Source organism: Streptomyces sp. NPDC005775 (assembly GCF_042871565.1).
In the GTDB taxonomy this organism is placed as follows: Bacteria; Actinomycetota; Actinomycetes; order Streptomycetales; family Streptomycetaceae; genus Streptomyces.
Genome location: NZ_JBIAIU010000005.1, coordinates 41,646 through 62,848, shown reverse-complemented (window position 1 = coordinate 62,848; position 21,203 = coordinate 41,646). Strand labels below are relative to the sequence as shown.

Below are 21,203 nucleotides of genomic sequence, written 5' to 3'. Positions count from 1 at the left end.
GTGTGCGTGCCCGGCCCCGCGACGCCGCCCCTCATTTGCCGGTCGGTCTCGGGGATGAGCACGTACGGTTGACGCATGACGAGCATCGGTGGTGCCGGGATGGTCGACTGGAATCTCGCGGTCGCGACAGCGACCCGGCTTGTGCGGCCGGGTCCCGAGATCAGCCGCGAGGAGGCCCGCGAGGTCGTCGCGGAGCTGCGCAGGCATGCCAAGGCGGCGGAGGAGCACGTCCGTTCCTTCACCCGGATGATCCCGGAGGGGACCGAGCCGGAGGACACCCCCGTCCTGGTCGTCGACCGGGCGGGCTGGATCAAGGCGAACGTCGCGGGCTTCCGGGAACTGCTGCGCCCCCTCCTGGAGAAGATGGAGGAGCGGCGCGGCGGCGGTGCGGGCGGCGCCGTGCTCGGCGCGGTCGGCTCCAAGGTGACCGGCGTGGAGGTGGGGATGCTGCTGTCGTTCCTGGCCTCCCGTGTGCTGGGCCAGTACGAGACGTTCGCCCCCGCCACCCGTGACCTCCCGGCCTCGGCCGACGGCGGCGGCAGGCTCCTGCTGGTCGCGCCCAACATCGTGCACGTCGAGCGGGAGCTGGAGGTGGACCCGCACGACTTCCGCCTCTGGGTCGCCCTGCACGAGGAGACGCACCGCACGCAGTTCACCGCGGTGCCCTGGCTCCGCGACCATCTGCAGGGCGAGATCCAGTCATTCCTCGACGAGACCGACGTCGACCCGATGACGGTGCTCGAACGGCTCCGCGAGGCCGCCCAGTCGCTGGCCGGCGGCCGGCCCGAGGGCGAGGAGGACGAGGACGGCGGCCGCAGCCTCGTCGAGATCGTCCAGACACCCGCCCAGCGGGAGATCCTCGGACGGCTCACCGCGGTGATGTCCCTCCTGGAGGGGCACGCCGACTACGTGATGGACGGCGTCGGCCCCGAGGTGGTGTCCTCCGTCGGCGAGATCCGGGAGAAGTTCCAGCAGCGCAGGGCGCGCGGCGCGAGCCGTCTCGACCAGGCGCTGCGCAAGCTCCTGGGGCTCGACGCCAAGCTGCGCCAGTACCGGGACGGCGAGCGGTTCGTGCGCGCCGTCGTCGACGAGGTCGGGATGGACGGCTTCAACCGGGTCTGGACCTCGCCCAACACCCTCCCGACCAAGGCGGAGATCGCCCAGCCGGAGGACTGGATCGCGCGGGTGCACCGTAGGGCAGAGTCATGATCACGGCTCGTGCACAAGCCGGGGATCCGAGGGCAACGCGCCGGTAATCACCCATCCGAGGGACCGTAGAGGCATGGGAAGCCGTGCAATGCTCGATGAACGGGTTTGCTCTGTCACCATCGACGCACTCTGAGTGACGGCACTTCACCGTCCGGCACTCGGAGGCACCTCTCCAGAACCTTCACGAAGGGCACCGGACATGGGTCCCCATCCTGCGGTCGCGGCGATACGCCTGGCGGTCCGCCGCGTACTCCACGACGTACTCACCGAATTCGCCGACCAGAACGAACGCACCGGGCACGCCGGACGCGCCCCGCACCCCGAGCTCGCCGAAGCCGGGGCGGGCAGGCGGCGCCCCGCACTTCCCGAACGCACCGATACCCCCCTGGTACTGGTGGCATGCTCCGGCGGCGCCGATTCCATGGCGCTCGCCTCCGCCCTCGCCTTCGAGGCCCGCAAACTCGCCGTCCGGGCCGGCGGCATCACCGTCGACCACGGCCTCCAGAACGGCTCCGACACCCGCGCCACCGAAGTCGTCGGCCGCCTCACCGCCATGGACCTCGACCCGGTCGAGGCCGTCGCGGTGCGGGTCGGCCACGACGGCGGGCCGGAGGCAGCCGCCCGGGACGCCCGCTACGCGGCGCTGGACGCCGCCGCCGAACGTCACGGCGCCGCCGCCGTCCTGCTCGGCCACACCCGCGACGACCAGGCGGAGACGGTGCTGCTGGGCCTCGCCCGCGGCTCCGGCATCCGCTCCCTCTCCGGCATGGCCGCCGCGTCCGGACCCGCCGGCCGCTACCGCCGCCCCTTCCTCCAACTCGACCGGCAGACCGCCCGCACCGCCTGCCTGGCACAGTCCCTGCCCGTCTGGGACGACCCGCACAACATCGACCCCGCCTACACCCGCTCCCGGCTGCGCCACGAGGGCCTGCCCGCCCTGGAGAAGGCGCTGGGCAAAGGCGTCGTCGGGGCACTGGCCCGTACGGCGCAGCTCTCCCGCGACGACGCCGACGCCCTGGACACCTGGGCCGCCGAGGCCGGACGTGATGTACGCGACGACGCGGGCCTGCTGGAGTGCGCCAAGCTGCACGCGCTGCCTCCCGCGGTCCGCCGCCGCGTCCTGCGCCGGGCGGCCATAGAGGCGGGTTCCCCCGCCGGTTCGCTCTTCGCCCGGCACATCGAGGAGATCGACCGCCTCATCACCGGCTGGCGCGGCCAGCAGGCCATCAACCTCCCCGGCCGCGTCGAAGCCCTGCGCCAGGGTGGCAGACTGGTGATTCGGCAGAGCTGACGTTCAAGCGGCTGACATGCAGGCGAGCGGCCGCGCAGGCCCGGGACACCATCCCGGGCCCGGCAGGCAAAGAAAGAGACGCGGGTGAACGAGAAGGACATGGGCACCGACCTTCAGTCGGTGCTCCTCACCAAGGAAGAGATCGACGCCAAGCTCGTCGAACTGGCCGGCAAGATCGACGCGGAGTACGCGGGCAGGGATCTGCTCCTCGTCGGAGTCCTCAAGGGCGCGGTGATGGTCATGGCGGACCTGGCGCGCGCGCTGTCCACCCCCGTCACGATGGACTGGATGGCCGTCTCGTCGTACGGCGCGGGCACCCAGTCCTCCGGTGTCGTCCGGATCCTCAAGGACCTGGACACCGACATCAAGGGCAAGCACGTCCTGATCGTCGAGGACATCATCGACTCGGGCCTGACGCTGTCCTGGCTGATGTCGAACCTGGGCTCGCGCGAGCCCGCATCGCTGGAGATCTGCACCCTGCTGCGCAAGCCGGACGCGGCGAAGGTCGCTCTCGACTGCAAGTGGGTCGGCTTCGACATCCCCAACGAGTTCGTCGTCGGCTACGGGCTGGACTACGCGGAGAAGTACCGCAACCTCCCCTTCGTCGGCACCCTCGCCCCGCACGTGTACGGCGGCTGACGGCTACGCCGGCCAACCCGCCGCGGCTGCGGGGAACCCTCACCGATTTCCCGCCGTTGAGCCTTCGAAGGCGGGTTTGACAGACGTCCGTGACGGTCGTCGGTGACAATGCCGGTGTACCGTCCGAAGAACAGTCTTTACTCACAGCAGCATTTACCTACGGGCAGGAGGGACGGGGCGACTTCGCTCCGTATGGATGGACGTGAAGCGATACTTCCGTGGGCCGGTCATGTGGATCGTGCTGGCCGTCCTCGCCGTGGTCGTGTTGATGCAGGTCGTCGGCTCGGGTGGCGGCTACAAGACGGTGGACACCGGCAAGGTGATCCAGGCGATCAGTAAGAACCAGGTGGAGCAGGCCAAGCTGACCACCGGTGACGATCACATCATCAAGATCGAGCTGAAGGACGGCCAGAAACTCTCCGGCGAGTCCGGCAGCAAGTTCCAGGCGAGCTACATCGGCAACCAGGGCGTCCAGCTCGCCGACACGCTGCAGAAGAAGTTCGAGAGCGGTGACATCGACAAGGGTTACACCGTCTCGCCGTCGAAGCAGTCCCCGTTCGTCTCGATCCTCTTCACGCTGCTGCCGTTCGTCCTCATCGTGGTCGTCTTCCTGTTTCTGATGAACCAGATGCAGGGTGGCGGCTCCAAGGTCATGCAGTTCGGCAAGTCCAAGGCCAAGCTGATCACCAAGGACACTCCGAAGACGACGTTCGCCGACGTGGCGGGGTCGGACGAGGCGGTCGAGGAGCTCCACGAGATCAAGGAGTTCCTCCAGGAGCCGGCGAAGTTCCAGGCCGTCGGCGCCAAGATCCCCAAGGGTGTCCTGCTGTACGGGCCTCCCGGTACGGGCAAGACGCTGCTCGCACGCGCCGTCGCCGGCGAGGCGGGTGTCCCGTTCTACTCGATCTCCGGTTCCGACTTCGTCGAGATGTTCGTCGGTGTCGGTGCCTCCCGTGTCCGTGACCTCTTCGAGCAGGCCAAGGCGAACGCCCCGGCGATCGTCTTCGTCGACGAGATCGACGCTGTCGGCCGGCACCGCGGTGCCGGTATGGGCGGCGGTCACGACGAGCGCGAGCAGACGCTGAACCAGCTGCTCGTGGAGATGGACGGCTTCGACGTGAAGGGTGGCGTCATCCTGATCGCCGCCACGAACCGGCCGGACATCCTCGACCCGGCGCTGCTGCGTCCGGGCCGTTTCGACCGGCAGATCGCGGTCGACCGGCCGGACATGCTGGGCCGGCTGGAGATCCTCAAGGTCCACCAGAAGGGCAAGCCGGTCGCACCGGACGTCGATCTCGGCGCCGTTGCCCGTCGTACGCCCGGATTCACCGGTGCCGACCTGTCGAACGTGCTGAACGAGGCGGCGCTCCTCACGGCGCGCGGCAATCTGAAGCTGATCGACAACGCCATGCTCGACGAGGCCATCGACCGCGTCGTGGCGGGTCCGCAGAAGCGGACCCGGATCATGTCCGAGAAGGAGAAGAAGATCACCGCGTACCACGAGGGCGGACACGCCCTGGTCGCGGCGGCCTCACCTCAGTCGGACCCGGTCCACAAGATCACGATCCTCTCCCGCGGTCGCGCCCTCGGTTACACGATGGTGCTCCCGGAGGAGGACAAGTACTCCACGACGCGCAACGAGATGCTCGACCAGCTGGCTTACATGCTGGGCGGGCGCGCGGCCGAGGAGCTGGTCTTCCACGACCCGACGACCGGCGCTGCGAACGACATCGAGAAGGCCACGGCAACGGCCCGCGCGATGGTCACGCAGTACGGCATGACGGAGCGGCTCGGCGCGATCAAGTTCGGTGGGGACAACACCGAGCCGTTCGTGGGCCGCGAGATGGGCCACCAGCGCGACTACTCGGAAGAGGTCGCCGCGCTGGTCGACGAAGAGGTCAAGAAGCTCATCGAGACCGCGCACAACGACGCGTGGGAGATCCTCGTCGAGAACCGTGACGTCCTGGACGCCCTGGTTCTCCAGCTCCTCGAGAAGGAGACCCTCGGCAAGGAGGAGATCGCCGAGATCTTCGCTCCCATCGTCAAGCGTCCGGGCCGCCCGGCGTGGACCGGCTCCGCCCGGCGCACGCCGTCCACCCGGCCGCCGGTGCTCTCCCCGAAGGAGCTCGCCCTCACCAACGGCGCCACCACGGCGAACGGCTCGGTCACGGACACGGTTCCGGTGACCGAGGCGATCCCCGAGGAGCGTCCCGAGAGCTAGACACCGACCCCGGTGTGGCCCCTGTCACGGGGGTTGCACCGGGCCCGGAATGGATGCCGCGCCCCCCAGGTTTTAGCCTGTGGGGGCGCGGCTTTTCCGTTGGGGCCTGTGGCGGATCATGGTCGGGGTCGGGGCTCCGGTCCGCCGGACAGCCCCCACACCTGCGCGGATGCCCACGCAGTGACAGCTCAGAGGAACGAGGCAGAGATGACCGACCCGGTGACGCTGAACGGCCAGGGCCCGATCGGCGAGTTCGACGAGAAGCGGGCCGAGGCGGCCGTACGCGAGCTGCTCATCGCCGTCGGGGAGAACCCGGACCGGGAGGGCCTGCGGGAGACGCCGGGGCGGGTGGCGCGTGCCTACAAGGAGATATTCGCGGGCCTGTACCAGGAGCCCGAGGACGTCCTGACGACCACGTTCGACCTCGGTCACGACGAGATGGTGCTGGTCAAGGACATCGAGGTGTTCAGTACCTGCGAACACCACCTCGTGCCGTTCCGCGGAGTGGCGCACGTCGGATACATCCCGGCGACGAGCGGAAAGATCACCGGGCTCTCGAAGCTGGCCCGGCTGGTGGACGTCTACGCCCGCCGGCCGCAGGTCCAGGAGCGGCTCACCACGCAGATCGCCGAGTCGCTGATGGGGATCCTGGAGCCGCGCGGCGTCATCGTCGTCGTGGAGTGCGAGCACATGTGCATGTCGATGCGTGGCATCCGCAAGCCCGGGGCCAAGACGCTGACCTCGGCGGTCCGCGGACAGCTCCGCGACCCCGCGACGCGCGCCGAGGCCATGAGCCTGATCATGGCGCGCTGACGCTCCGGGCGGGGGAACGGGCGGCGGGCCGAGGGCTGTCCCGTAACCCCTGGCGGGCGCGCGCCGACAGCTACGGCACCTCTCCCCCGTAGCCTCAACGGCACGGGGGGATCCCCTCCGTTGTCGGAACGCCCGAATACATCCGGTATGCGGACGCCCCTCCGCCTTGCGACGCACCGCATCTGACGCCGCGCGCCGGACAGGCGGGACTTTCGAAACACGTCCTAGGCCGCCGCCGCGTTCTTGTTGTCGTCCTCGTCGTCCGGGAGCTTGCAGACGCGCTCCAGGAAGAGGGCAGCGGCGATCACCGCGATGCCGGCCAGGACCGCGAAGCCCGCGTAGATGGCCTGGTCGCGGCGGGGAGGGTTGTCGAGGGAGCCGAGCAGGAAGACCCCGACGCCGCCGTACAGCCCGGAGACCAGGGAGACGACGAGGGCGCTGGCCTGACCGAAGACCACGGCACGGGCCGCCATCAGGGGTTCGACGCCCTTCGCGCCCGGCCGGCGCTCGCGCTGGGCGCGCAGCCGGGAGCGGATGGAGAGCGCCGTCGCCAGCAGGACCACCGCGATCACCGCGAGCACGATGGGTGCGGCCAGCGGCACGCTCGGCAGGGTGCCGAGGGAGCTCCAGAGGCGGGCGCCGGCCCAGGACAGCACCCCGGCACCGGCGAAGAGGCCGGCCAGTACTCCGAGCCGTAGTTGCTTCACCGGGTGAGCCGCCCTTCGCCGCCTGTGGCTGTCCTGTGCCTGTGGACGCCCCTGTGGACGTCCTGCTGTCTCCTTCGAGCCTAACGACTACTCGGGCAGCCGGAGTTCCAGGTCGGTCCGGGGCAGTACGCCCTCGCGTCCCACACCGGCCAGCAGGTCGGCGACCGGGCCGGCACCGGGCAGCTGCGCCCCGGGATCCACGTCGTGCCACGGGGCGAGGACGAAGGCGCGCTCACGGGCCCGGGGGTGGGGGAGGGTGAGCTCCGGGTCGTCGGAGACGACGTCGGCGTACGCGACGATGTCCACGTCGATGGTGCGGGGCCCCCAGCGCTCCTCACGGACCCGGTCGAAGGCCTCCTCGATGGCCTGTCCGCGCTCCAGGAGCGAGGACGGGGGCAGCGTCGTCTTCACGACGACGACCGCGTTGAAGTACGAGGGCTGGGAGCCGGGGTCGACGCCCCACGGCTCCGTCTCGTACACCGGGGAGACGGCCTTGACCCTCAGGCCGGGGGTGTCCTCCAGGGCGTCGATGGCGCCCTGGAGGGTCTCCAGGCGGTTGCCCAGGTTGGAGCCCAGGGAGATCACGGCGCGTTGGGGGTTGGAGAGGGTGATGTCCGCGGCGTCCACCTGCTCGACCACGGACGCGGGAACCGGCTGGACGGTCGGGTCGCTCTGCCCCTCGGTGGAAAATGCAGTCATGCTCGGCTCCGGGTGATGGTGACGGTGACGTCGTCGAAGGGGACGGTGATGGGTGCGTCCGGCTTGTGGACCACGACCTCCACCTCCTCGACGCCTTCGTGCTTGAGGCACTGCTGCGCGATGCGCTCCGCGAGCGTCTCGATCAGGTCGACCGGCTCGCCCTGGACCACGGCGACGACCTCCTCGGCGACCACGCCGTAGTGCACGGTCTTCGTGAGGTCGTCGGCGGCTGCCGCGGGGCGGGTGTCGAGGCCGAGCACCAGGTCCACGATGAACGTCTGTCCCTCTTCCCGTTCCCGGGGAAAGACGCCATGGTGCCCACGGGCCTTGAGGCCGCGCAGCGCGACACGATCCACGCGAATCACTCCTGCTGTTGTTGTCGAAGGGGCACGGAACCGCGTGCGGGCGGCTGCGTACCCTTTTCCGAATCTACCTGCGAGCACCGACAGGGCTTCCCCGCGGGGGCTATGGACACGGTGGTACGGGACTGGTAGCCGCTGATACCCCGATGCGCCCGGATTCAATCCGGCCGAGCCGCCTCCGGCGCCCTTATCGGCGTTGTACCCACTCAGGACGAGGGTTCTTCGTCCTCTTCCTCATCGGTTTCGGCCAGTACGGGCGAGCCGTGGTGGGACCAGAGCTTCCAGCCGTCCGGAGTGCGGCGGAACACGTTGGTCGCGACGACCAGTTGGCCCACGAGCGGCCCCAGCGAGCTGCCCTCCTCGGCCGGACCGCCGCTGAGGATGTTCTCGGTGCAGGTCACCAGGGCGGTGTCGCCCGTCATGGAGACCCCGACATCGGTCAGGAAGAACTGGATGTACTCGGTGTTCGCCATGATCAGGGCGTAACTGCGCAGCACCTCACCGCGGCCGGTGAGCACCGGCCAGCCGGGGTGGACGCAGGAGACGGTGAGGTCCTCCCCGGGCAGCCAGAGCGCGGTCAGTTCGTCGAGGTCGCCCCGTTCCATGGCCTCGTAGAAGGCGGTGTTGGCCCGCTCGACCGCCTCGATGTCGTCGGCGGCGGAGGCCTGCTCGTCCTGCGGCCCGTTCACGCGGCTCCCTCGACGGCGCGGGCGACCCGGACGGCGTCGGCGGTGGCCCGTACCTCGTGGACCCGGACGGCCCAGGCACCGGCCCGGGCGGAGAGCGCGGAGACCGCGGCGGTGGCCGCGTCACGCTCGCGGGCGGGCGGCGGGGCGGCGCCCTCACCGGCCAGTACGTGGCCCAGGAACCGCTTGCGGGAGGCGGCGACCAGCAGGGGGCGGCCGAGGCCGTGCAACGCGTCCAGCCGGGCGATGAGCGACAGGTCGTGCGCGGCGTCCTTGGCGAATCCGAGGCCCGGGTCGATCACGATCCGTTCGGGGGCGACACCCCCGGCGACCACGGCGTCCATCCGGACCCGCAGCTCCTCGACGACCTCGGCGACGACGTCCCCGTACACCGCCCTGCTGTTCATGGACTCGCTGAAGCCGCGCCAGTGCATGACGACGAACGGCACCGCGGCCGCGGCGACGACCGGGATCATGTCCGGGTCGGCGAGTCCGCCGCTCACGTCGTTGACCAGGACCGCTCCCGCGGCGACGGCCTGTTCGGCGACCCGGGCCCGCATGGTGTCCACGGAGACCGTGACCCCTTCCGAGGCCAGGCCGCGGACGACCGGGACCACCCGCCGCAGCTCTTCGGCCTCGTCCACCCGGCTGGCGCCGGGACGGGTCGACTCACCGCCGACGTCGACCAGGTCGGCGCCCTCGCCGACCAGGTCGAGGCCGTGCTTGACGGCCGCCGTGGTGTCGAACCAGCGGCCCCCGTCGGAGAAGGAGTCGGGCGTCACGTTGACGACACCCATGACCGCGCAGCGGTCCCACTCCGGCAGGCCCTGCACCGTGCCTCGTCCTTGCAACGTACTCATACGACCAGCCTAGGCCCGCACGCGGGCCCGTCACGCCGCGTGGACGTGCTGCTCCCCGGCCGTGACCCGCACGTGTGCGCAGGGGCGGCGCCCGCCCGCCGGCAGCCGGCGGGCCAGCGGGCTGGGGAGCGCGAAGTTCACGAAGCCCTCGGCCTGCATCGCGGCCAGCGAGATGCGGGGCAGGTCGCGGGCGGTGCGGTAGACCACGAAGCGGGGCTCCCAGCGGGGCCGGAACTTGGCGTTGAACTTGTACAGGGACTCGATCTGGAACCAGCGCGACAGGAAGACCAGCAGCCCCCGCCAGACGCGCAGCACCGGGCCGGCGCCCAGTTTCTCGCCGCGGGCCAGGGCGGAACGGAACATCGCGAAGTTCAGTGAGACGCGCGTGATGCCGAGCCGGGGCGCGGCCTGGAGGGAGGCGACGATCAGCAGCTCGTTCATCCCCGGGTCCGCGGCGCGGTCGCGGCGCATCAGGTCCAGGGACATGCCGTCGGTGCCCCACGGGACGAAGTGGAGCACGGCCTTCAGATCGCCGTACGGGGAGTCGGCGTCCCGCTCGTCGGCCTTGTGGGCGGTGGCGACGAAGCAGTCCTCGTCGGCGGCGTCGCCGATCCGGCCCAGTGCCATGGAGAAGCCGCGCTCGGTGTCCGTGCCGCGCCAGTCGGCGGCGGCCCGCCGGATGCGGGTCAGTTCCGCCTCGCCGATGTCGGCCACGCGCCGGACCCGCGTCTCGTAGCCGTTGCGCTCAATGCGCTTCACCATCTGGCGCACGTTGCGCATCGCGCGTCCGGCGAGCGAGAAATCCGCGACGTCCACCACCGCCTCGTCGCCGAGCTCCAGGGCGTCGAGGCCCGTCTCCCGGGTCCAGACCTCGCCGCCGGTCTCGCCGCAGCCCATCACGGCGGGGGTCCAGGAGTGGGCCCTGGCCTCGTCCATGAAGCGCTCGATGGCACCGGGCCAGGCCTCCACGTCGCCGATCGGGTCGCCGCTGGCCAGCATCACCCCGGACACCACGCGGTAGCAGACGGCGGCCTTGCCGCTGGGCGAGAAGACCACGGCCTTGTCGCGGCGGAGCGCGAAGTGGCCCAGCGAGTCGCGGCCGCCGTGCCGCTCCAGCAGGGTGCGCAGCCGGGCCTCGTCGTCCTCGGTGAGACGGGCGGCCGGGTGCTCGGGGCGGAACGCGAGGTAGATCGTGGTGACGGCGGTCAGCAGCCCGAGGGCGCCCAGGGAGTAGCCCACGGTCCAGGAGGTGTCGCCGGCGTAGTCGACCGGGCCCTCGAAGCCGAACAGCCCGTACAGCACGTGCTGGAGCCGGTCGGCGATGCTGGGGTTCCCGACCAGGCGGCTCGGGTGGACGCTGACGATGACCAGGCCGAGCCCGAGCGAACCCGCGCCGAGCAGCACGAAGTTGGCCAGGGCCCGCCAGCGGCTGCGCGGGTCGGGGAGCGCGGCGAATTCACTCCGGTGGCGTACGAGCAGGTAACACAGCGTCAGTGAGACGACCGCGCCCAGTACCGAGTGCCGGTAGGCGAACTGGGCCACCGCACCGGCCGGGAGCAGGACGACGGCGGCTCGCCACGCGCGGCGCTTGTGCCGCTTCAGGCCGTGGGCCAGGAGCAGCAGCAGGACGCCGGCGCTCAGCGAGAGCGCGGCGGCGAAGGGGCCGAGGGCGCCGGGGAGCACCTCGGCGAAGGTGTGCATCCGGCTGTGCCGGAAGCGCGGGAAGACGCCCGCGGCGACGTCGATCAGGCCGACGGCCGTGCAGGCGGCACCGACGAGTGCCGGTACGGTCTCGGGTCGCGGTCCGCGTACGAACTTCCGTACACCGTTCGGAACCGATCCCGATTTATCCCCATCTAGCGTGACAGACATCGCTACCCGTGGTTCCGCGAGAGATTCTTGGAGTCCGTCGGCTGGAGCCCTACGGACGATGTGCGACCTCTAGGACGAGGCTTCCGGGTGATGGGTTCATCCATGACCCGGAAATTTCCTGACAAGAAAGTTTTCCCGCCATGGGCCTTACCGGCAAGGCAGTGCTGATCCTGGCGATCACGCTGGCCGCCCTGCTGTTCGCCGTCACGATCTGGTTCTGGCCGAGGTTCGCCCGGCGCGGCGTCTCCGCGGTGCTCGGCAGGGTGGGCCTGCTGTTGGCGACCCAGGTGGCGGTCTTCGTCTCCGTCGGCCTGATGGCCAACAACTCGTTCCTCTTCTACGGCTCCTGGGCCGACCTGTTCGGTCAGAAGCAGGACCTGGGGGTGGTGACCGACCACGCCCGGGCGACCCTGGCGGAGAAGAACATCGTCCGGGTGGGGACGCGGCGGCCGGAGGGGCCGGGGGGCTCGCGGCCCGCCTCGGTCGGCCGGATCGACAAGGTGGTGATCGCCGGGCGGAGCTCGGGGATCGAGACCTCGGCCTACGTGTACCTGCCGCCGGAGTACTTCCAGGAGGCGTACGCCCGGCGGAAGTTCCCCGCGGCTGTGGTGCTCACCGGTTACCCGGGCACGGCGGAGAACCTCATCAAGGGCCTCGACTACCCCCGCACATCGCTCGAAAGGGTGAGGGCGGGCCGCTCGCAGCCGATGGTCCTGGTGATGCTGCGGCCGACGGTGGCGCCGCCGCGGGACACCGAGTGCGTGGACATAGAGGACGGCCCGAAGACCGAGACGTTCTTCGCCGACGACCTGCCGCCCGCGATCTCGGCCGCCTACCGGGTCGGTCGGCACGCCCGTAACTGGGGCATCATCGGCAACTCGACCGGTGGCTACTGCGCCCTGAAGATCGGCCTGCACCATCCGGGACGCTTCACGGCGAGCGCCGGGCTCTCGGCGTACTACAAGGCGGCCGAGGACCCGACGACCGGTGACCTCTTCCACGGTGACCGGCGGGCGCGCGAGCGTGCCGACCTGCTGTGGTCCCTCGACCACCGGCCGCAGCCCGACTCCTCCTTCCTGGTGACGTCGTCCCGCCGGGGCGAGGCGAACTACCCCGACACACGGAAGTTCGTGGCCAAGGTGAAGCGGCCCGCCCAGGTCTCGTCGATCGTGCTCGACAGCGGCGGACACAACTTCAACACCTGGCGCCGGGAGATCCCCGCGGCCCTGGAGTGGATGAGCAGCCGGCTCAGCGAGAACTGAGCGCGGCGGCCGGGCGCGTCAGCCCCCTGCGGTCTTCGCCACGCCCGCGACGCCCGCCACGCTCTCGACGGCCACCTCGGCGCGCGGCACGGCCCGGTCGTCGGCGCTGATGGAACGCCGCAGCGCCTCGTGGAGGCGGGCCGGGGTGAGCACGCCGAGGAACCGGCCCTCGCTCCGCTCGTCGATGACCGCGATCCAGCCGGCGTCGTGCTGGAGCATGGTGGCGAAGGCCTGCTTGAGCGGGGCGCCGACGGGCAGCCAGGCTTCCATCCGGCGGGCGTGCTCGCGGACCGTGCCCTTGGCGCCGGTGGGCGCGTCACCGGCCGGGATCCAGCCGTGCAGCCGGCCGTCGCCGTCCAGCACGACGGCCCACCGCGCCCCGTCCGCGCGCAGCCGCTCGGTCGCCGTGGCCAGGGAGTCGTCGAGGTGGACGACCGGGGGGTGGTCGAGGTCACTCTCCTCGACGGGGGTGACCGAGAGCCGCTTGAGCCCGCGGTCCGCACCGACGAAGTCGGCGACGTAGCCGGTGGCGGGGGCGCCGAGCACGGTGGCCGGTGAGTCGAACTGCTCGATCGAGCCCTGCCCGTAGACGGCGATGCGGTCGCCGAGGCGGACGGCCTCCTCGATGTCGTGCGTCACGAACAGCACGGTCTTGCGGACCTGGGCCTGAAGCCGCAGGAATTCGTTCTGCAGTCGTTCCCTGACCACCGGGTCGACCGCGCCGAAAGGCTCGTCCATCAGGAGTACCGGCGGGTCCGCGGCCAATGCCCGCGCCACGCCCACACGTTGGCGCTGGCCGCCGGACAGCTGTTCCGGATATCGGTCGCCATAAACGGAAGGATCGAGTCCGACCAGGTCGAGGAGTTCCGCGGCGCGGGCGCGGCCCTTTCCGCGTTTCCAGCCGAGGAGATGGGGGACGGTCGCGGTGTTCTCCAGCACCGTCCGGTGCGGAAACAGACCGACCTGCTGGATCACATAGCCGATGCGGCGGCGCAGCTGGACGGGGTCGATGGCGGATATGTCGTCCCCGTCGAGGAATATCCGGCCCTCGGTCGGTTCGATCAGCCGGTTCACCATCTTCATGGTGGTCGTCTTGCCGCAGCCCGACGGTCCGACGAGCGTGACGAGTTCACCTTCGGCGACCTCGAAGGAAAGGTCGTCGACGGCGGTGGTGCCGTCCGCATACCGCTTGGTGACGTGCTCGAAACGGATCATGGTTCCCCATTGTCGCGCGTGTTCTGTGAAGGACATGTTGCTGGAATACAACGGCCTCGGCGATTGTCAGTGGTCGAGGATAGGCTCGCCGGACATCAGTACGAGAGGCGCTCGGGAGGTGGGGGACGGATGGCGGCACAGAACTGCCTGGTGACGAACGACTGGATCTGCGGGGAGTATCTCCGTTCCCGCAGCCAGGAGTTGACCGACGCGACGGTCCAGCACATCTGGATCACCGCGGTCTCGGTGGCGATCGGTGTGGCCGTGGCCTTTCCGCTGGCGCTGCTCGCCCGTCGCGGACGGCGCTTCGCCGGACCGGTGCTCGGACTGACGACGGTGCTCTACACGGTGCCGTCGCTCGCGATGTTCTCGCTCCTGCTGCCCCTTTTCGGGCTCTCGGCGGCGCTCGTCGTCACCGGGCTCGTGCTGTATTCGCTGACGATTCTCGTACGGAACATCCTGGCCGGCCTGGAGGCGGTCCCGCAGGAGGCGAAGGAGGCCGCCCGGGGGATGGGGTACGGGCCGGTGCGGTTGCTGTGGGAGGTCGAGCTGCCCCTCGCGATGCCCGCGCTGATGGCCGGGCTACGGATCGCCACGGTGTCCACGATCGCGCTGACCACGGTCGGGTCGATCGTCGGCCGCGGCGGCCTGGGCAATCTCATCGAGGACGCCCTGCCGAGCTTCTTCAAGGCCCAGGTGCTGGCCGCCTCGGTGCTCTGCGTGCTGCTGGCGGTGGTCGCGGATCTGCTGCTGCTCGGGGTGCAGCGACTGCTGACGCCCTGGACCCGAATACCGGCCACCCGCGACGCCGTGGGCGCGTCCGGCCCTGCGAAGGCGGTCTGAAAACCGTGGGAGTTCTCGGCGAGGCCTGGACCTGGCTCACCACCGGCGCCAACTGGTCGGGGGAGAGCGGGGTGGCCCACCGGCTCGGCGAGCACCTGTACGTCAGCGGAGTGGCGCTCGCCCTGGCCTGCGCCATCGCGCTGCCCATCGCCCTGTACCTGGGACACATCGGGAAGGGGGGCGCGCTGGCCGTCAACATCTCCAACGTGGGGCGCGCGGTCCCGGTCTTCGCGGTGCTGGCCCTCTTCATGGTCTCGCCCCTGCGCAACGCGGGATACGTACCGACGATCATCGCCCTGGTCCTGTTCGCCGTGCCACCGTTGCTGACCAACGCCTACGTCGGGATGACGGAGGTGGACCGTTCGGTGGCGGAGGCCGCCCGGGGGATGGGCATGTCGGGCGGACAGCTCTTCGTCCGCGTCGAACTCCCGCTGGCCTACCCGATGATCATGACCGGCCTGCGTTCGGCCTCGGTGCAGGTCGTGGCCACGGCGACGATCGCCGCGATGGTCGGCCAGGGCGGCCTCGGGCGGATCATCACCGCCGGCTTCAACACGTACAACACCCCGCAAGTGGTCGCGGGCGCCCTGCTGGTCGCCGTACTGGCGCTGCTGGTGGAGACGGTCCTGGTCGCCATCGACCGGCTGCTGTCACCGCTGCGCCGCCGCCGGACAGCATGAGCGTCCGGCCGCCCCACCCCACCGATCACCCTCATCGCATATGGCCTCGTTGCCGTGGACGGAGAACAGTATGAGCAGGACCTCGCGCCTGGCCGGCGCGGTCATCGGCATCGTCGCGCTCGCGGGCTCGCTCGCCGCCTGCGGTGGCGACAGCCTGGAGAAGGACAAGGACGGCTCCGCCGCCTCCGCGGACAAGGGCTCCGGCAAGAAGGGCTCGCTGGTCGTCGGCGCCGCCGCCTTCACCGAGTCCAAGGTGCTGGCGGAGCTCTACGCCGGCGTGCTGTCCGACGCCGGGTACAGCACCTCGGTCACCACGGTGAAGAACCGCGAACTCTACGAACCCTCCCTGGAGAAGGGCGAGATCGACGTCGTGCCGGAATACGCGGCGACGATCGCGGAATTCCTCAACGCCAAGGTGAACGGCGCGAAGGCGGCCGAGTCGAAGCCGGTCGCCTCGGGTGACACCGCGGCCACGGTCGCCGCCCTGGAGAAGCTCGCCACTCCGCGCGGGCTGAAGGTGCTGCCGGCCGGTGCGGCCGTCGACCAGAACGCCTTCGCGGTCACCAAGGAATTCGCCGACAAGAACAAGCTCAAGACCCTTTCGGATCTCGGCGCCTCCAAGATCAAGGTGAAGATCGCGGCGGGCGACGAGTGCGAGGTGCGGCCGTTCTGCGCACCCGGACTGAAGAAGACGTACGGCATCGACGTCACCGGCATCGACCCCAAGGGTGTCGGCACCCCGCAGTCCAAGCAGGCGGTCAAGGACGGCAAGGACCAGTTGGTCCTCACCACCACCACGGACGCGGTGCTCGACACCTATGACCTGGTCTTCCTGGAGGACGACAAGAAGCTCCAGAACGCGGACAACGTGCTGCCCGTCCTCAATGCCGAGGACGCCGGTGCCCAGGACGTCGCCGACGCGCTCGGCAAGCTCACCGCCGCACTCACCACGCAGGACCTGGCGGAGCTGAACCGGAAGGTCGACGCGGAGCGCGCCAAGCCCGCCGATGTGGCCAAGGAATACCTGGAGACGAAAGGTCTGATCAAGAAGTAGCGCAAGGGCCTTTCGTCCGGATCACCCCGCCGTCCCGGCACGGTCCGGACGAAAGGCGACCGCGGCCAAAATGGCCGGTTCAAGGGTCGTCAGGTAACTGCCGGGGAACAGATTGCCGGGCGGGGCCCCAAGCGGACCGTACGCACGGTAAATTTCAGGCCATGCCACGTGGACGCCATCGCCATTCGCCACCTCTGCACAGAATCCTTCCGCCTTCGGTCGTCGCCGGAGCGGCGGTCGTCTGTGCCGCGGGAGCCTGGCTGCTCGCCGAGCCGCTGGTCCTGCGCGGACTGGTCGCCGCCGCGGCGGCCGCCGCCGTCACCGGCGCGTATCTGATGCGCAGCTGGGACCAGGAGGCGGGCCGCCGTGTCGCGGAGCTGACACGCGCCCGCGCCAGTGACGAGTGGCGCACCGAGGAACGCGTGGCGGAACTGGAAGCCGACCTGGACGAGTCGCGCGAGCTGCGCGCCCGCCTGGAGACGAAGCTGCGCCGCAAGCGCGTGGAGCTCGCCGGGCTGCGGGGCGAGCACGCCGCGCTGCTGCGGCGGTACGCCACCGCCGAGACCGAGCGCGCCAGTGTGCTGGAGAGCCGGCGGCAGCTCGCCCTGGAGGCGTCCGCGACGCCCCGCGAACTGCCCGCCGCACGCAGCACCCCCACGCCGTCCGCGTATCTGCGCGCGGCCCAGGCGCTCGACGACCTCACGCGCAACGGGGCGCTCCAGGAGGCCCGGCGCACCGCCGAGCGGGCCAGGAAGCGTGACCTCGCGGAGCGGGCCAGGGAGGCGGACGAGCCGCAGGGGAAGCACGCGGCGGCCCCGGTGCCGCCCGTATCCGCCGGGCAGCGGGGCAAGGGGCAGCAGGGCGCCGGGCAGCGGGGCGCCGAGCAGCACCGCCGCCCGCAGGCCGCCGCCCTGCCCGCGACCCGGCCGCCCCAGGCCCTGCCCGCCCCGCGCCCGGTGCAGGCCGCCAGCGCGGTCGTCCCGTACGCGGCGGCCCGCCGCCATCTGGTGCCGCAGGGCAGCTTCGACTTCTTCGGTACGCAGAAGGCGCACGCCGCGATCGAGGCCGTGCAGAACGAGGATCTCGCCGACGTGGTGGGCGAGGAGGCACTGGCCGCGCACCGCACGGGCACGGCCGAGAACCGGGCCGTCGGCAAGGTCATCGACCTGACCGCGCACGACGAGACCGAGCAGCTGGACGTGGCGGAGCTGCGCAGCGCGATCTCGTAGGCCGAGCCGGCCGGTTGCCTCGCGATCTCGTGGGCCGTACCGGCCGGCTACTTGTCGATGTCGCCGACGACGAAGAACAGCGAGCCGAGGATCGCCACCATGTCGGCGACGAGCGTGCCCGGCAGCAGTTCGGTGAGCGCCTGGATGTTGTTGAACGAGGCGGAGCGGAGCTTCAGCCGGTACGGGGTCTTCTCGCCCTTGGACACCAGGTAGTAGCCGTTGACGCCGAGCGGGTTCTCCGTCCAGGCGTAGGTGTGGCCCTCGGGGGCCTTCAGCACCTTGGGCAGCCGCTGGTTGATCGGGCCGGGCGCCAGGCCGGCCATCCGGTCCAGGCAGGCGTCCGCCAAATCCAGCGCGTTGTGCGTCTGTTCCAGCAGACACTCGAACCGGGCCAGGCAGTCGCCCTCGGTACGGGTGACGACCTTCAGGGTGTCCTGGAGCTCCCCGTACGCGAGATACGGCTCGTCGCGCCGCAGGTCGAAGTCGACGCCCGAGGCGCGGGCGATCGGCCCGGACACCCCGTAGGCGTGCACGGCCCCGGCCGAGAGCACCCCCACCCCACGGGTACGGCCCCGGAAGATCTCGTTGCCGAGCACCAGTTCGTCGTAGACGCCCATCCGGGAGCGGACCGAGGCGACGGCGTCCCGGGCCCGGCCGAGCCAGCCCGCGGGAAGGTCCTCCTTGAGGCCGCCGACCCGGTTGAACATGTAGTGCATCCGGCCGCCGGAGACCTCCTCCATCACGGCCTGGAGCTCCTCGCGCTCCCGAAACGCGTAGAACACCGGTGTGATGCCGCCGAGTTCCAGCGGGTACGAGCCGAGGAACATCAGGTGGTTGAGGACCCGGTTCAGCTCGGCGAGCAGGGTGCGGGTCCAGACCGCGCGCTCCGGCACCTCCATGCCGAGCATCCGCTCGACGGCCATCACGACGCCCAGTTCGTTGGAGAACGCCGACAGCCAGTCGTGGCGGTTGGCGAGCATCACGATCTGCCGGTAGTCGCGGGCCTCGAAGAGCTTCTCCGCGCCGCGGTGCATGTAGCCGATGACCGGTTCGGCGTGCTGGATGCGTTCCCCGTCCAGGACGATGCGCAGACGGAGCACGCCGTGGGTGGAGGGGTGCTGGGGGCCGATGTTGAGCACCATGTCGGTGCTTTCCGCTGCGCCGCCGATGCCGACCGTCGTCTCCGTCATGCCGACAGTATTGCCTGCGGCCCGGTTTCCCGGGGCTCCGCCCCGGGCCCCGCTCCTCAATCGCCGGAAGGGCTGGACGGGGCCGGGCCCGGGACACGTTGCGTCAGCCAGCCGAAGTCGCCCAGGCCGCCCCGGGCGGTGAGTTCCGCGGCCTGGCCCGCCGACGCCAGGGCGCGTACGTATCCGGCCGGGTCGCCGGCCGCCAGGGACAGCGGCGGGCGTTCACCGCTGACGCCCAGGCGCCGCAGCGCCTCGCGCTGGGTGACGATCTCCGCGCCCGGTCCGCCCGCCGCCGCGCACGCGTCCAGCGCCACGTGCGAGGTGAGGTCGCAGCTGCCGTCCGGCACCGGCCGCACCTCCCGCCCGGCCCGGAAGCCGGTCAGCGTGCCGAACGGCGGCCGCTCCTCCCGTACGTGGCAGTAGTCCACCGCCACCGCGAGCCCGGCGGACAGCGTGGCCACCGCGTCCGCCCACGCCTCGTCGCGCGGGCGGCCGATCTCGGCCCGGCTGCCCGGCCCCGCCGACGGCCACCAGCGGCGCAGCCACCGCGCGTCCGCCCCGCTCACCGGCTCGCCCAGCCGCTCCGCGCCGTCCGCCGCCCGCACCAGGACGTACCGTTCGACGCCCTCCGGGTCCGTCTCGGCGACCGGCACCGGCACGTTGTCCAGCCACTCGTTGGCGAACAGCAGCCCTCGCACCCCCTGCGGCGGCTTCGCGCACCACTGGATCTGCGGGTCCGGCCCGGGCGGCCGGGCGGCCAGCTCCACGGCGAACGCCCGCACCGTGAGACCCTCGCCACCCTCGGCCGGCAGCGCAGCGAGCACCCCCGTCAACAGCTCCCCGCGCCCCGCCCCCATGTCCACCAGGTCCACACACGACGTCGCCAGCTCCGCGGCCGTCCTGACCAGCAGCCGGGCGACGGCCGCGGCGAACAGCGGGGAGGCGTGCACGGAGGTGCGGAAATGCCCGGCAGGCCCTTCCGGGCTCCGGTAGAACCCCTCGTCTCCGTACAAAGCGGTCTCCGCCGCCTCCTGCCACCCCAGCCACTCATCCGTCACGTTCCCAAGTCTCCACCTTGGGGAGTACGGTCTCCGGACCTGGATCGGCCCTTCGGCTGACCCGTGCACCCATTGGCTTTACCTACGCTGGGTTACGTGCAGCGCCTCTACGACTTCATCCGCAGACACCCGACGGGCGTCGACAGCTTCTGGGCTGTCTTCCTCCTCGGGATCTCCGGCATGACGATCGTGGTCGGGGGGATCGGACAGAGCGGCCGTGCGGCCCGCATCGCCATAGTGCCGATCGTCGTCGGCCTCTGTGTCGTCGTCGCGCTGCGCCGCCGCGCCCCCGAGAAGATGCTGCTGCTCGCCATCGCGATGGGCGTCGTGCAGCTGGTGCTGGGGGTCAGACCGACCCTCGCCAACTTCGCCATGCTGGTGATCACCTTCACCGTGGCCACCGTCGGCGAGCGCTGGGCCTCACGGCTCGCCCTGGTCTGCAGTCTGTGCGCCGCCGGTCTCTCCCAGCTCCGCTGGCCGGAGCAGGAGGGGGCGCCGCGCGGCTGGGCGGAGGCGGGGTTCGTCGTCGTCGTCATGACGGTGCCGTTCGTGCTGGCCTGGGTGCTCGGCGACTCGATGCGGACCAGGCGGGCCTACTTCGACCAGCTGGAGGAGCGCGCCGCCCGGCTGGAGCGGGAGCGGGAGGCCCAGTCGAAGGTCGCGGTGGCGGCGGAGCGGGCCCGGATCGCCCGGGAGCTCCACGACGTCGTCGCGCACAACGTCTCCGTGATGGTGGTGCAGGCGGACGGCGCCGCCTACGTGATGGACGCGGCCCCCGACCAGGCCCGGCAGGCGCTGGAGACCATCTCCAGCACGGGCAGGCAGGCGCTCGCGGAGATGCGCCGGCTGCTCGGCGTGCTGCGCACGGGCGATGCGCCGGAGACCGGGGAGTACGTCCCGCAGCCCGACGTGGACCAGATCGAGGACCTGATCGACCACGTGAGGGCCGCCGGTCTGGCCGTCGACTTCAAGATCGAGGGGACCCCGCGCCCGCTGCCCAGCGGCGTGGAGCTGACGGCGTACCGCATCGTGCAGGAGGCCCTGACCAACACGCGCAAGCACGGCGGCCCGGACGCCGGGGCCAGTGTCCGGTTGGTCTACTTCGACGACGGGCTCGGCCTGCTGGTGGAGGACGACGGCCGGGGCGCGGCGCACGAGCTGTACGAGGACGGCGGCGCCGACGGCGCGGGCCACGGCATGATCGGCATGCGCGAACGGGTCGGGATGGTCGGCGGCACGCTGGACGCCGGGCCGCGTCCCGGCGGCGGCTTCCGGATCAGCGCCCTGCTGCCGCTCAAGGCCGCGCACTAGGG

20 protein-coding genes are annotated in these 21,203 nt (G+C 71.0%); 11 read left to right on the top strand and 9 right to left on the bottom strand.

The window, feature by feature from the left end:
• Positions 1 to 75: 75 nt before the first annotated feature.
• From ACFYPA_RS13800 to folE, 5 genes are all read left to right on the top strand, one after another.
• The gene (locus ACFYPA_RS13800) at positions 76 to 1,209 is read left to right on the top strand and encodes a zinc-dependent metalloprotease (protein WP_359080616.1); all 1,134 of its coding nucleotides are present in this window, start codon (positions 76 to 78) and stop codon (positions 1,207 to 1,209) included.
• 199 nt (positions 1,210 to 1,408) lie between these two features.
• A complete protein-coding gene (gene tilS, locus ACFYPA_RS13795; RefSeq protein ID WP_359318250.1) occupies positions 1,409 to 2,500 on the top strand; it encodes a tRNA lysidine(34) synthetase TilS in 1,092 nt (363 codons plus the stop codon).
• 99 nt (positions 2,501 to 2,599) lie between these two features.
• Positions 2,600 to 3,139 (top strand): hypoxanthine phosphoribosyltransferase, encoded by a 540-nt coding sequence (hpt, locus tag ACFYPA_RS13790; RefSeq protein ID WP_359081074.1) that lies wholly within the window; start codon positions 2,600 to 2,602, stop codon positions 3,137 to 3,139.
• A gap of 196 nt (positions 3,140 to 3,335) precedes the next feature.
• Positions 3,336 to 5,360 (top strand): ATP-dependent zinc metalloprotease FtsH, encoded by a 2,025-nt coding sequence (ftsH, locus tag ACFYPA_RS13785; protein ID WP_359080613.1) that lies wholly within the window; start codon positions 3,336 to 3,338, stop codon positions 5,358 to 5,360.
• Positions 5,361 to 5,567: 207 nt separating this feature from the next.
• A complete protein-coding gene (folE, locus tag ACFYPA_RS13780) occupies positions 5,568 to 6,173 on the top strand; it encodes a GTP cyclohydrolase I FolE (protein WP_359080611.1) in 606 nt (201 codons plus the stop codon).
• A gap of 224 nt (positions 6,174 to 6,397) precedes the next feature.
• Here the strand turns inward: folE and ACFYPA_RS13775 are convergent, their stop codons facing one another.
• The 6 genes from ACFYPA_RS13775 to ACFYPA_RS13750 all read right to left on the bottom strand — a co-directional run bounded on the left by ACFYPA_RS13775 (position 6,398) and on the right by ACFYPA_RS13750 (position 11,359).
• Positions 6,398 to 6,880, bottom strand: a complete 483-nt coding sequence (locus ACFYPA_RS13775; protein WP_359080609.1) for a DUF3180 domain-containing protein — start codon at positions 6,878 to 6,880, stop codon at positions 6,398 to 6,400.
• Between the two features lie 87 nt (positions 6,881 to 6,967).
• Positions 6,968 to 7,579 (bottom strand): 2-amino-4-hydroxy-6-hydroxymethyldihydropteridine diphosphokinase, encoded by a 612-nt coding sequence (folK, locus tag ACFYPA_RS13770; RefSeq protein WP_359318247.1) that lies wholly within the window; start codon positions 7,577 to 7,579, stop codon positions 6,968 to 6,970.
• Positions 7,576 to 7,935 carry a dihydroneopterin aldolase gene (folB, locus tag ACFYPA_RS13765; RefSeq protein ID WP_326736961.1) on the bottom strand — a complete coding sequence of 120 codons (360 nt, stop codon included), beginning with the start codon at positions 7,933 to 7,935 and terminating at the stop codon, positions 7,576 to 7,578. The genes folK and folB overlap by 4 nt, the downstream gene beginning before the upstream one ends.
• Before the next feature lie 212 nt (positions 7,936 to 8,147).
• A complete protein-coding gene (locus tag ACFYPA_RS13760) occupies positions 8,148 to 8,630 on the bottom strand; it encodes a nuclear transport factor 2 family protein (RefSeq protein ID WP_359318245.1) in 483 nt (160 codons plus the stop codon).
• Positions 8,627 to 9,424 carry a dihydropteroate synthase gene (gene folP, locus ACFYPA_RS13755; protein WP_359081072.1) on the bottom strand — a complete coding sequence of 266 codons (798 nt, stop codon included), beginning with the start codon at positions 9,422 to 9,424 and terminating at the stop codon, positions 8,627 to 8,629. The genes ACFYPA_RS13760 and folP overlap by 4 nt, the downstream gene beginning before the upstream one ends.
• 93 nt (positions 9,425 to 9,517) lie before the next feature.
• A complete protein-coding gene (locus tag ACFYPA_RS13750) occupies positions 9,518 to 11,359 on the bottom strand; it encodes a phosphatidylglycerol lysyltransferase domain-containing protein (RefSeq protein ID WP_359318243.1) in 1,842 nt (613 codons plus the stop codon).
• A 140-nt stretch (positions 11,360 to 11,499) separates the two neighbouring features.
• Between ACFYPA_RS13750 and ACFYPA_RS13745 the strand changes: the two genes are divergently transcribed.
• Positions 11,500 to 12,621, top strand: coding sequence for an alpha/beta hydrolase-fold protein (locus tag ACFYPA_RS13745; protein ID WP_359354189.1), 1,122 nt, complete (start codon positions 11,500 to 11,502; stop codon positions 12,619 to 12,621).
• An 18-nt stretch (positions 12,622 to 12,639) separates the two neighbouring features.
• Here ACFYPA_RS13745 and ACFYPA_RS13740 read toward each other — a convergent pair whose 3' ends face one another.
• Positions 12,640 to 13,836, bottom strand: coding sequence for a betaine/proline/choline family ABC transporter ATP-binding protein (locus ACFYPA_RS13740; protein ID WP_359080599.1), 1,197 nt, complete (start codon positions 13,834 to 13,836; stop codon positions 12,640 to 12,642).
• A gap of 129 nt (positions 13,837 to 13,965) precedes the next feature.
• Between ACFYPA_RS13740 and ACFYPA_RS13735 the strand changes: the two genes are divergently transcribed.
• The 4 genes from ACFYPA_RS13735 to ACFYPA_RS13720 all read left to right on the top strand — a co-directional run bounded on the left by ACFYPA_RS13735 (position 13,966) and on the right by ACFYPA_RS13720 (position 17,642).
• Positions 13,966 to 14,679, top strand: a complete 714-nt coding sequence (locus ACFYPA_RS13735) for an ABC transporter permease (protein ID WP_359080597.1) — start codon at positions 13,966 to 13,968, stop codon at positions 14,677 to 14,679.
• 5 nt (positions 14,680 to 14,684) lie between these two features.
• Positions 14,685 to 15,359 carry an ABC transporter permease gene (locus tag ACFYPA_RS13730; protein WP_359080596.1) on the top strand — a complete coding sequence of 225 codons (675 nt, stop codon included), beginning with the start codon at positions 14,685 to 14,687 and terminating at the stop codon, positions 15,357 to 15,359.
• Positions 15,360 to 15,429: 70 nt separating this feature from the next.
• Complete coding sequence (locus tag ACFYPA_RS13725) at positions 15,430 to 16,413, top strand: ABC transporter substrate-binding protein (RefSeq protein WP_359080595.1); 984 nt, start codon at positions 15,430 to 15,432, stop codon at positions 16,411 to 16,413.
• Positions 16,414 to 16,574: 161 nt separating this feature from the next.
• Complete coding sequence (locus tag ACFYPA_RS13720; protein ID WP_389131785.1) at positions 16,575 to 17,642, top strand: hypothetical protein; 1,068 nt, start codon at positions 16,575 to 16,577, stop codon at positions 17,640 to 17,642.
• Positions 17,643 to 17,689: 47 nt separating this feature from the next.
• Here the strand turns inward: ACFYPA_RS13720 and ACFYPA_RS13715 are convergent, their stop codons facing one another.
• Both ACFYPA_RS13715 and ACFYPA_RS13710 read right to left on the bottom strand, forming a co-directional pair.
• Positions 17,690 to 18,832 (bottom strand): NADH-quinone oxidoreductase subunit D, encoded by a 1,143-nt coding sequence (locus ACFYPA_RS13715; protein ID WP_359080592.1) that lies wholly within the window; start codon positions 18,830 to 18,832, stop codon positions 17,690 to 17,692.
• Between the two features lie 56 nt (positions 18,833 to 18,888).
• On the bottom strand, positions 18,889 to 19,890 hold the full coding sequence (locus ACFYPA_RS13710) for an SAM-dependent methyltransferase (RefSeq protein ID WP_359354196.1): 1,002 nt from the start codon (positions 19,888 to 19,890) through the stop codon (positions 18,889 to 18,891).
• Positions 19,891 to 19,986: 96 nt separating this feature from the next.
• On the opposite strand from ACFYPA_RS13710, the gene ACFYPA_RS13705 reads away from it, so the two are divergent.
• Positions 19,987 to 21,201: a sensor histidine kinase gene (locus tag ACFYPA_RS13705; protein ID WP_359080589.1), complete on the top strand. Its 1,215-nt coding sequence runs from the start codon at positions 19,987 to 19,989 to the stop codon at positions 21,199 to 21,201.
• Positions 21,202 to 21,203: the final 2 nt, after the last annotated feature.

Coding starts and splice junctions, on each gene's coding strand:
- ACFYPA_RS13750 (WP_359318243.1), bottom strand. CDS start 11,359: ATGTCTGTCACGCTAGATGGGGATAAATCGGGATCGGTTCCGAACGGT.
- ACFYPA_RS13715 (WP_359080592.1), bottom strand. CDS start 18,832: ATGACGGAGACGACGGTCGGCATCGGCGGCGCAGCGGAAAGCACCGAC.
- ACFYPA_RS13725 (WP_359080595.1), top strand. CDS start 15,430: ATGAGCAGGACCTCGCGCCTGGCCGGCGCGGTCATCGGCATCGTCGCG.
- ACFYPA_RS13800 (WP_359080616.1), top strand. CDS start 76: ATGACGAGCATCGGTGGTGCCGGGATGGTCGACTGGAATCTCGCGGTC.
- folE (WP_359080611.1), top strand. CDS start 5,568: ATGACCGACCCGGTGACGCTGAACGGCCAGGGCCCGATCGGCGAGTTC.
- ACFYPA_RS13745 (WP_359354189.1), top strand. CDS start 11,500: ATGGGCCTTACCGGCAAGGCAGTGCTGATCCTGGCGATCACGCTGGCC.
- ACFYPA_RS13720 (WP_389131785.1), top strand. CDS start 16,575: ATGCCACGTGGACGCCATCGCCATTCGCCACCTCTGCACAGAATCCTT.
- ftsH (WP_359080613.1), top strand. CDS start 3,336: ATGGACGTGAAGCGATACTTCCGTGGGCCGGTCATGTGGATCGTGCTG.
- folP (WP_359081072.1), bottom strand. CDS start 9,424: ATGGGTGTCGTCAACGTGACGCCCGACTCCTTCTCCGACGGGGGCCGC.
- ACFYPA_RS13735 (WP_359080597.1), top strand. CDS start 13,966: ATGGCGGCACAGAACTGCCTGGTGACGAACGACTGGATCTGCGGGGAG.
- hpt (WP_359081074.1), top strand. CDS start 2,600: ATGGGCACCGACCTTCAGTCGGTGCTCCTCACCAAGGAAGAGATCGAC.
- folK (WP_359318247.1), bottom strand. CDS start 7,579: ATGACTGCATTTTCCACCGAGGGGCAGAGCGACCCGACCGTCCAGCCG.
- tilS (WP_359318250.1), top strand. CDS start 1,409: ATGGGTCCCCATCCTGCGGTCGCGGCGATACGCCTGGCGGTCCGCCGC.
- ACFYPA_RS13740 (WP_359080599.1), bottom strand. CDS start 13,836: ATGATCCGTTTCGAGCACGTCACCAAGCGGTATGCGGACGGCACCACC.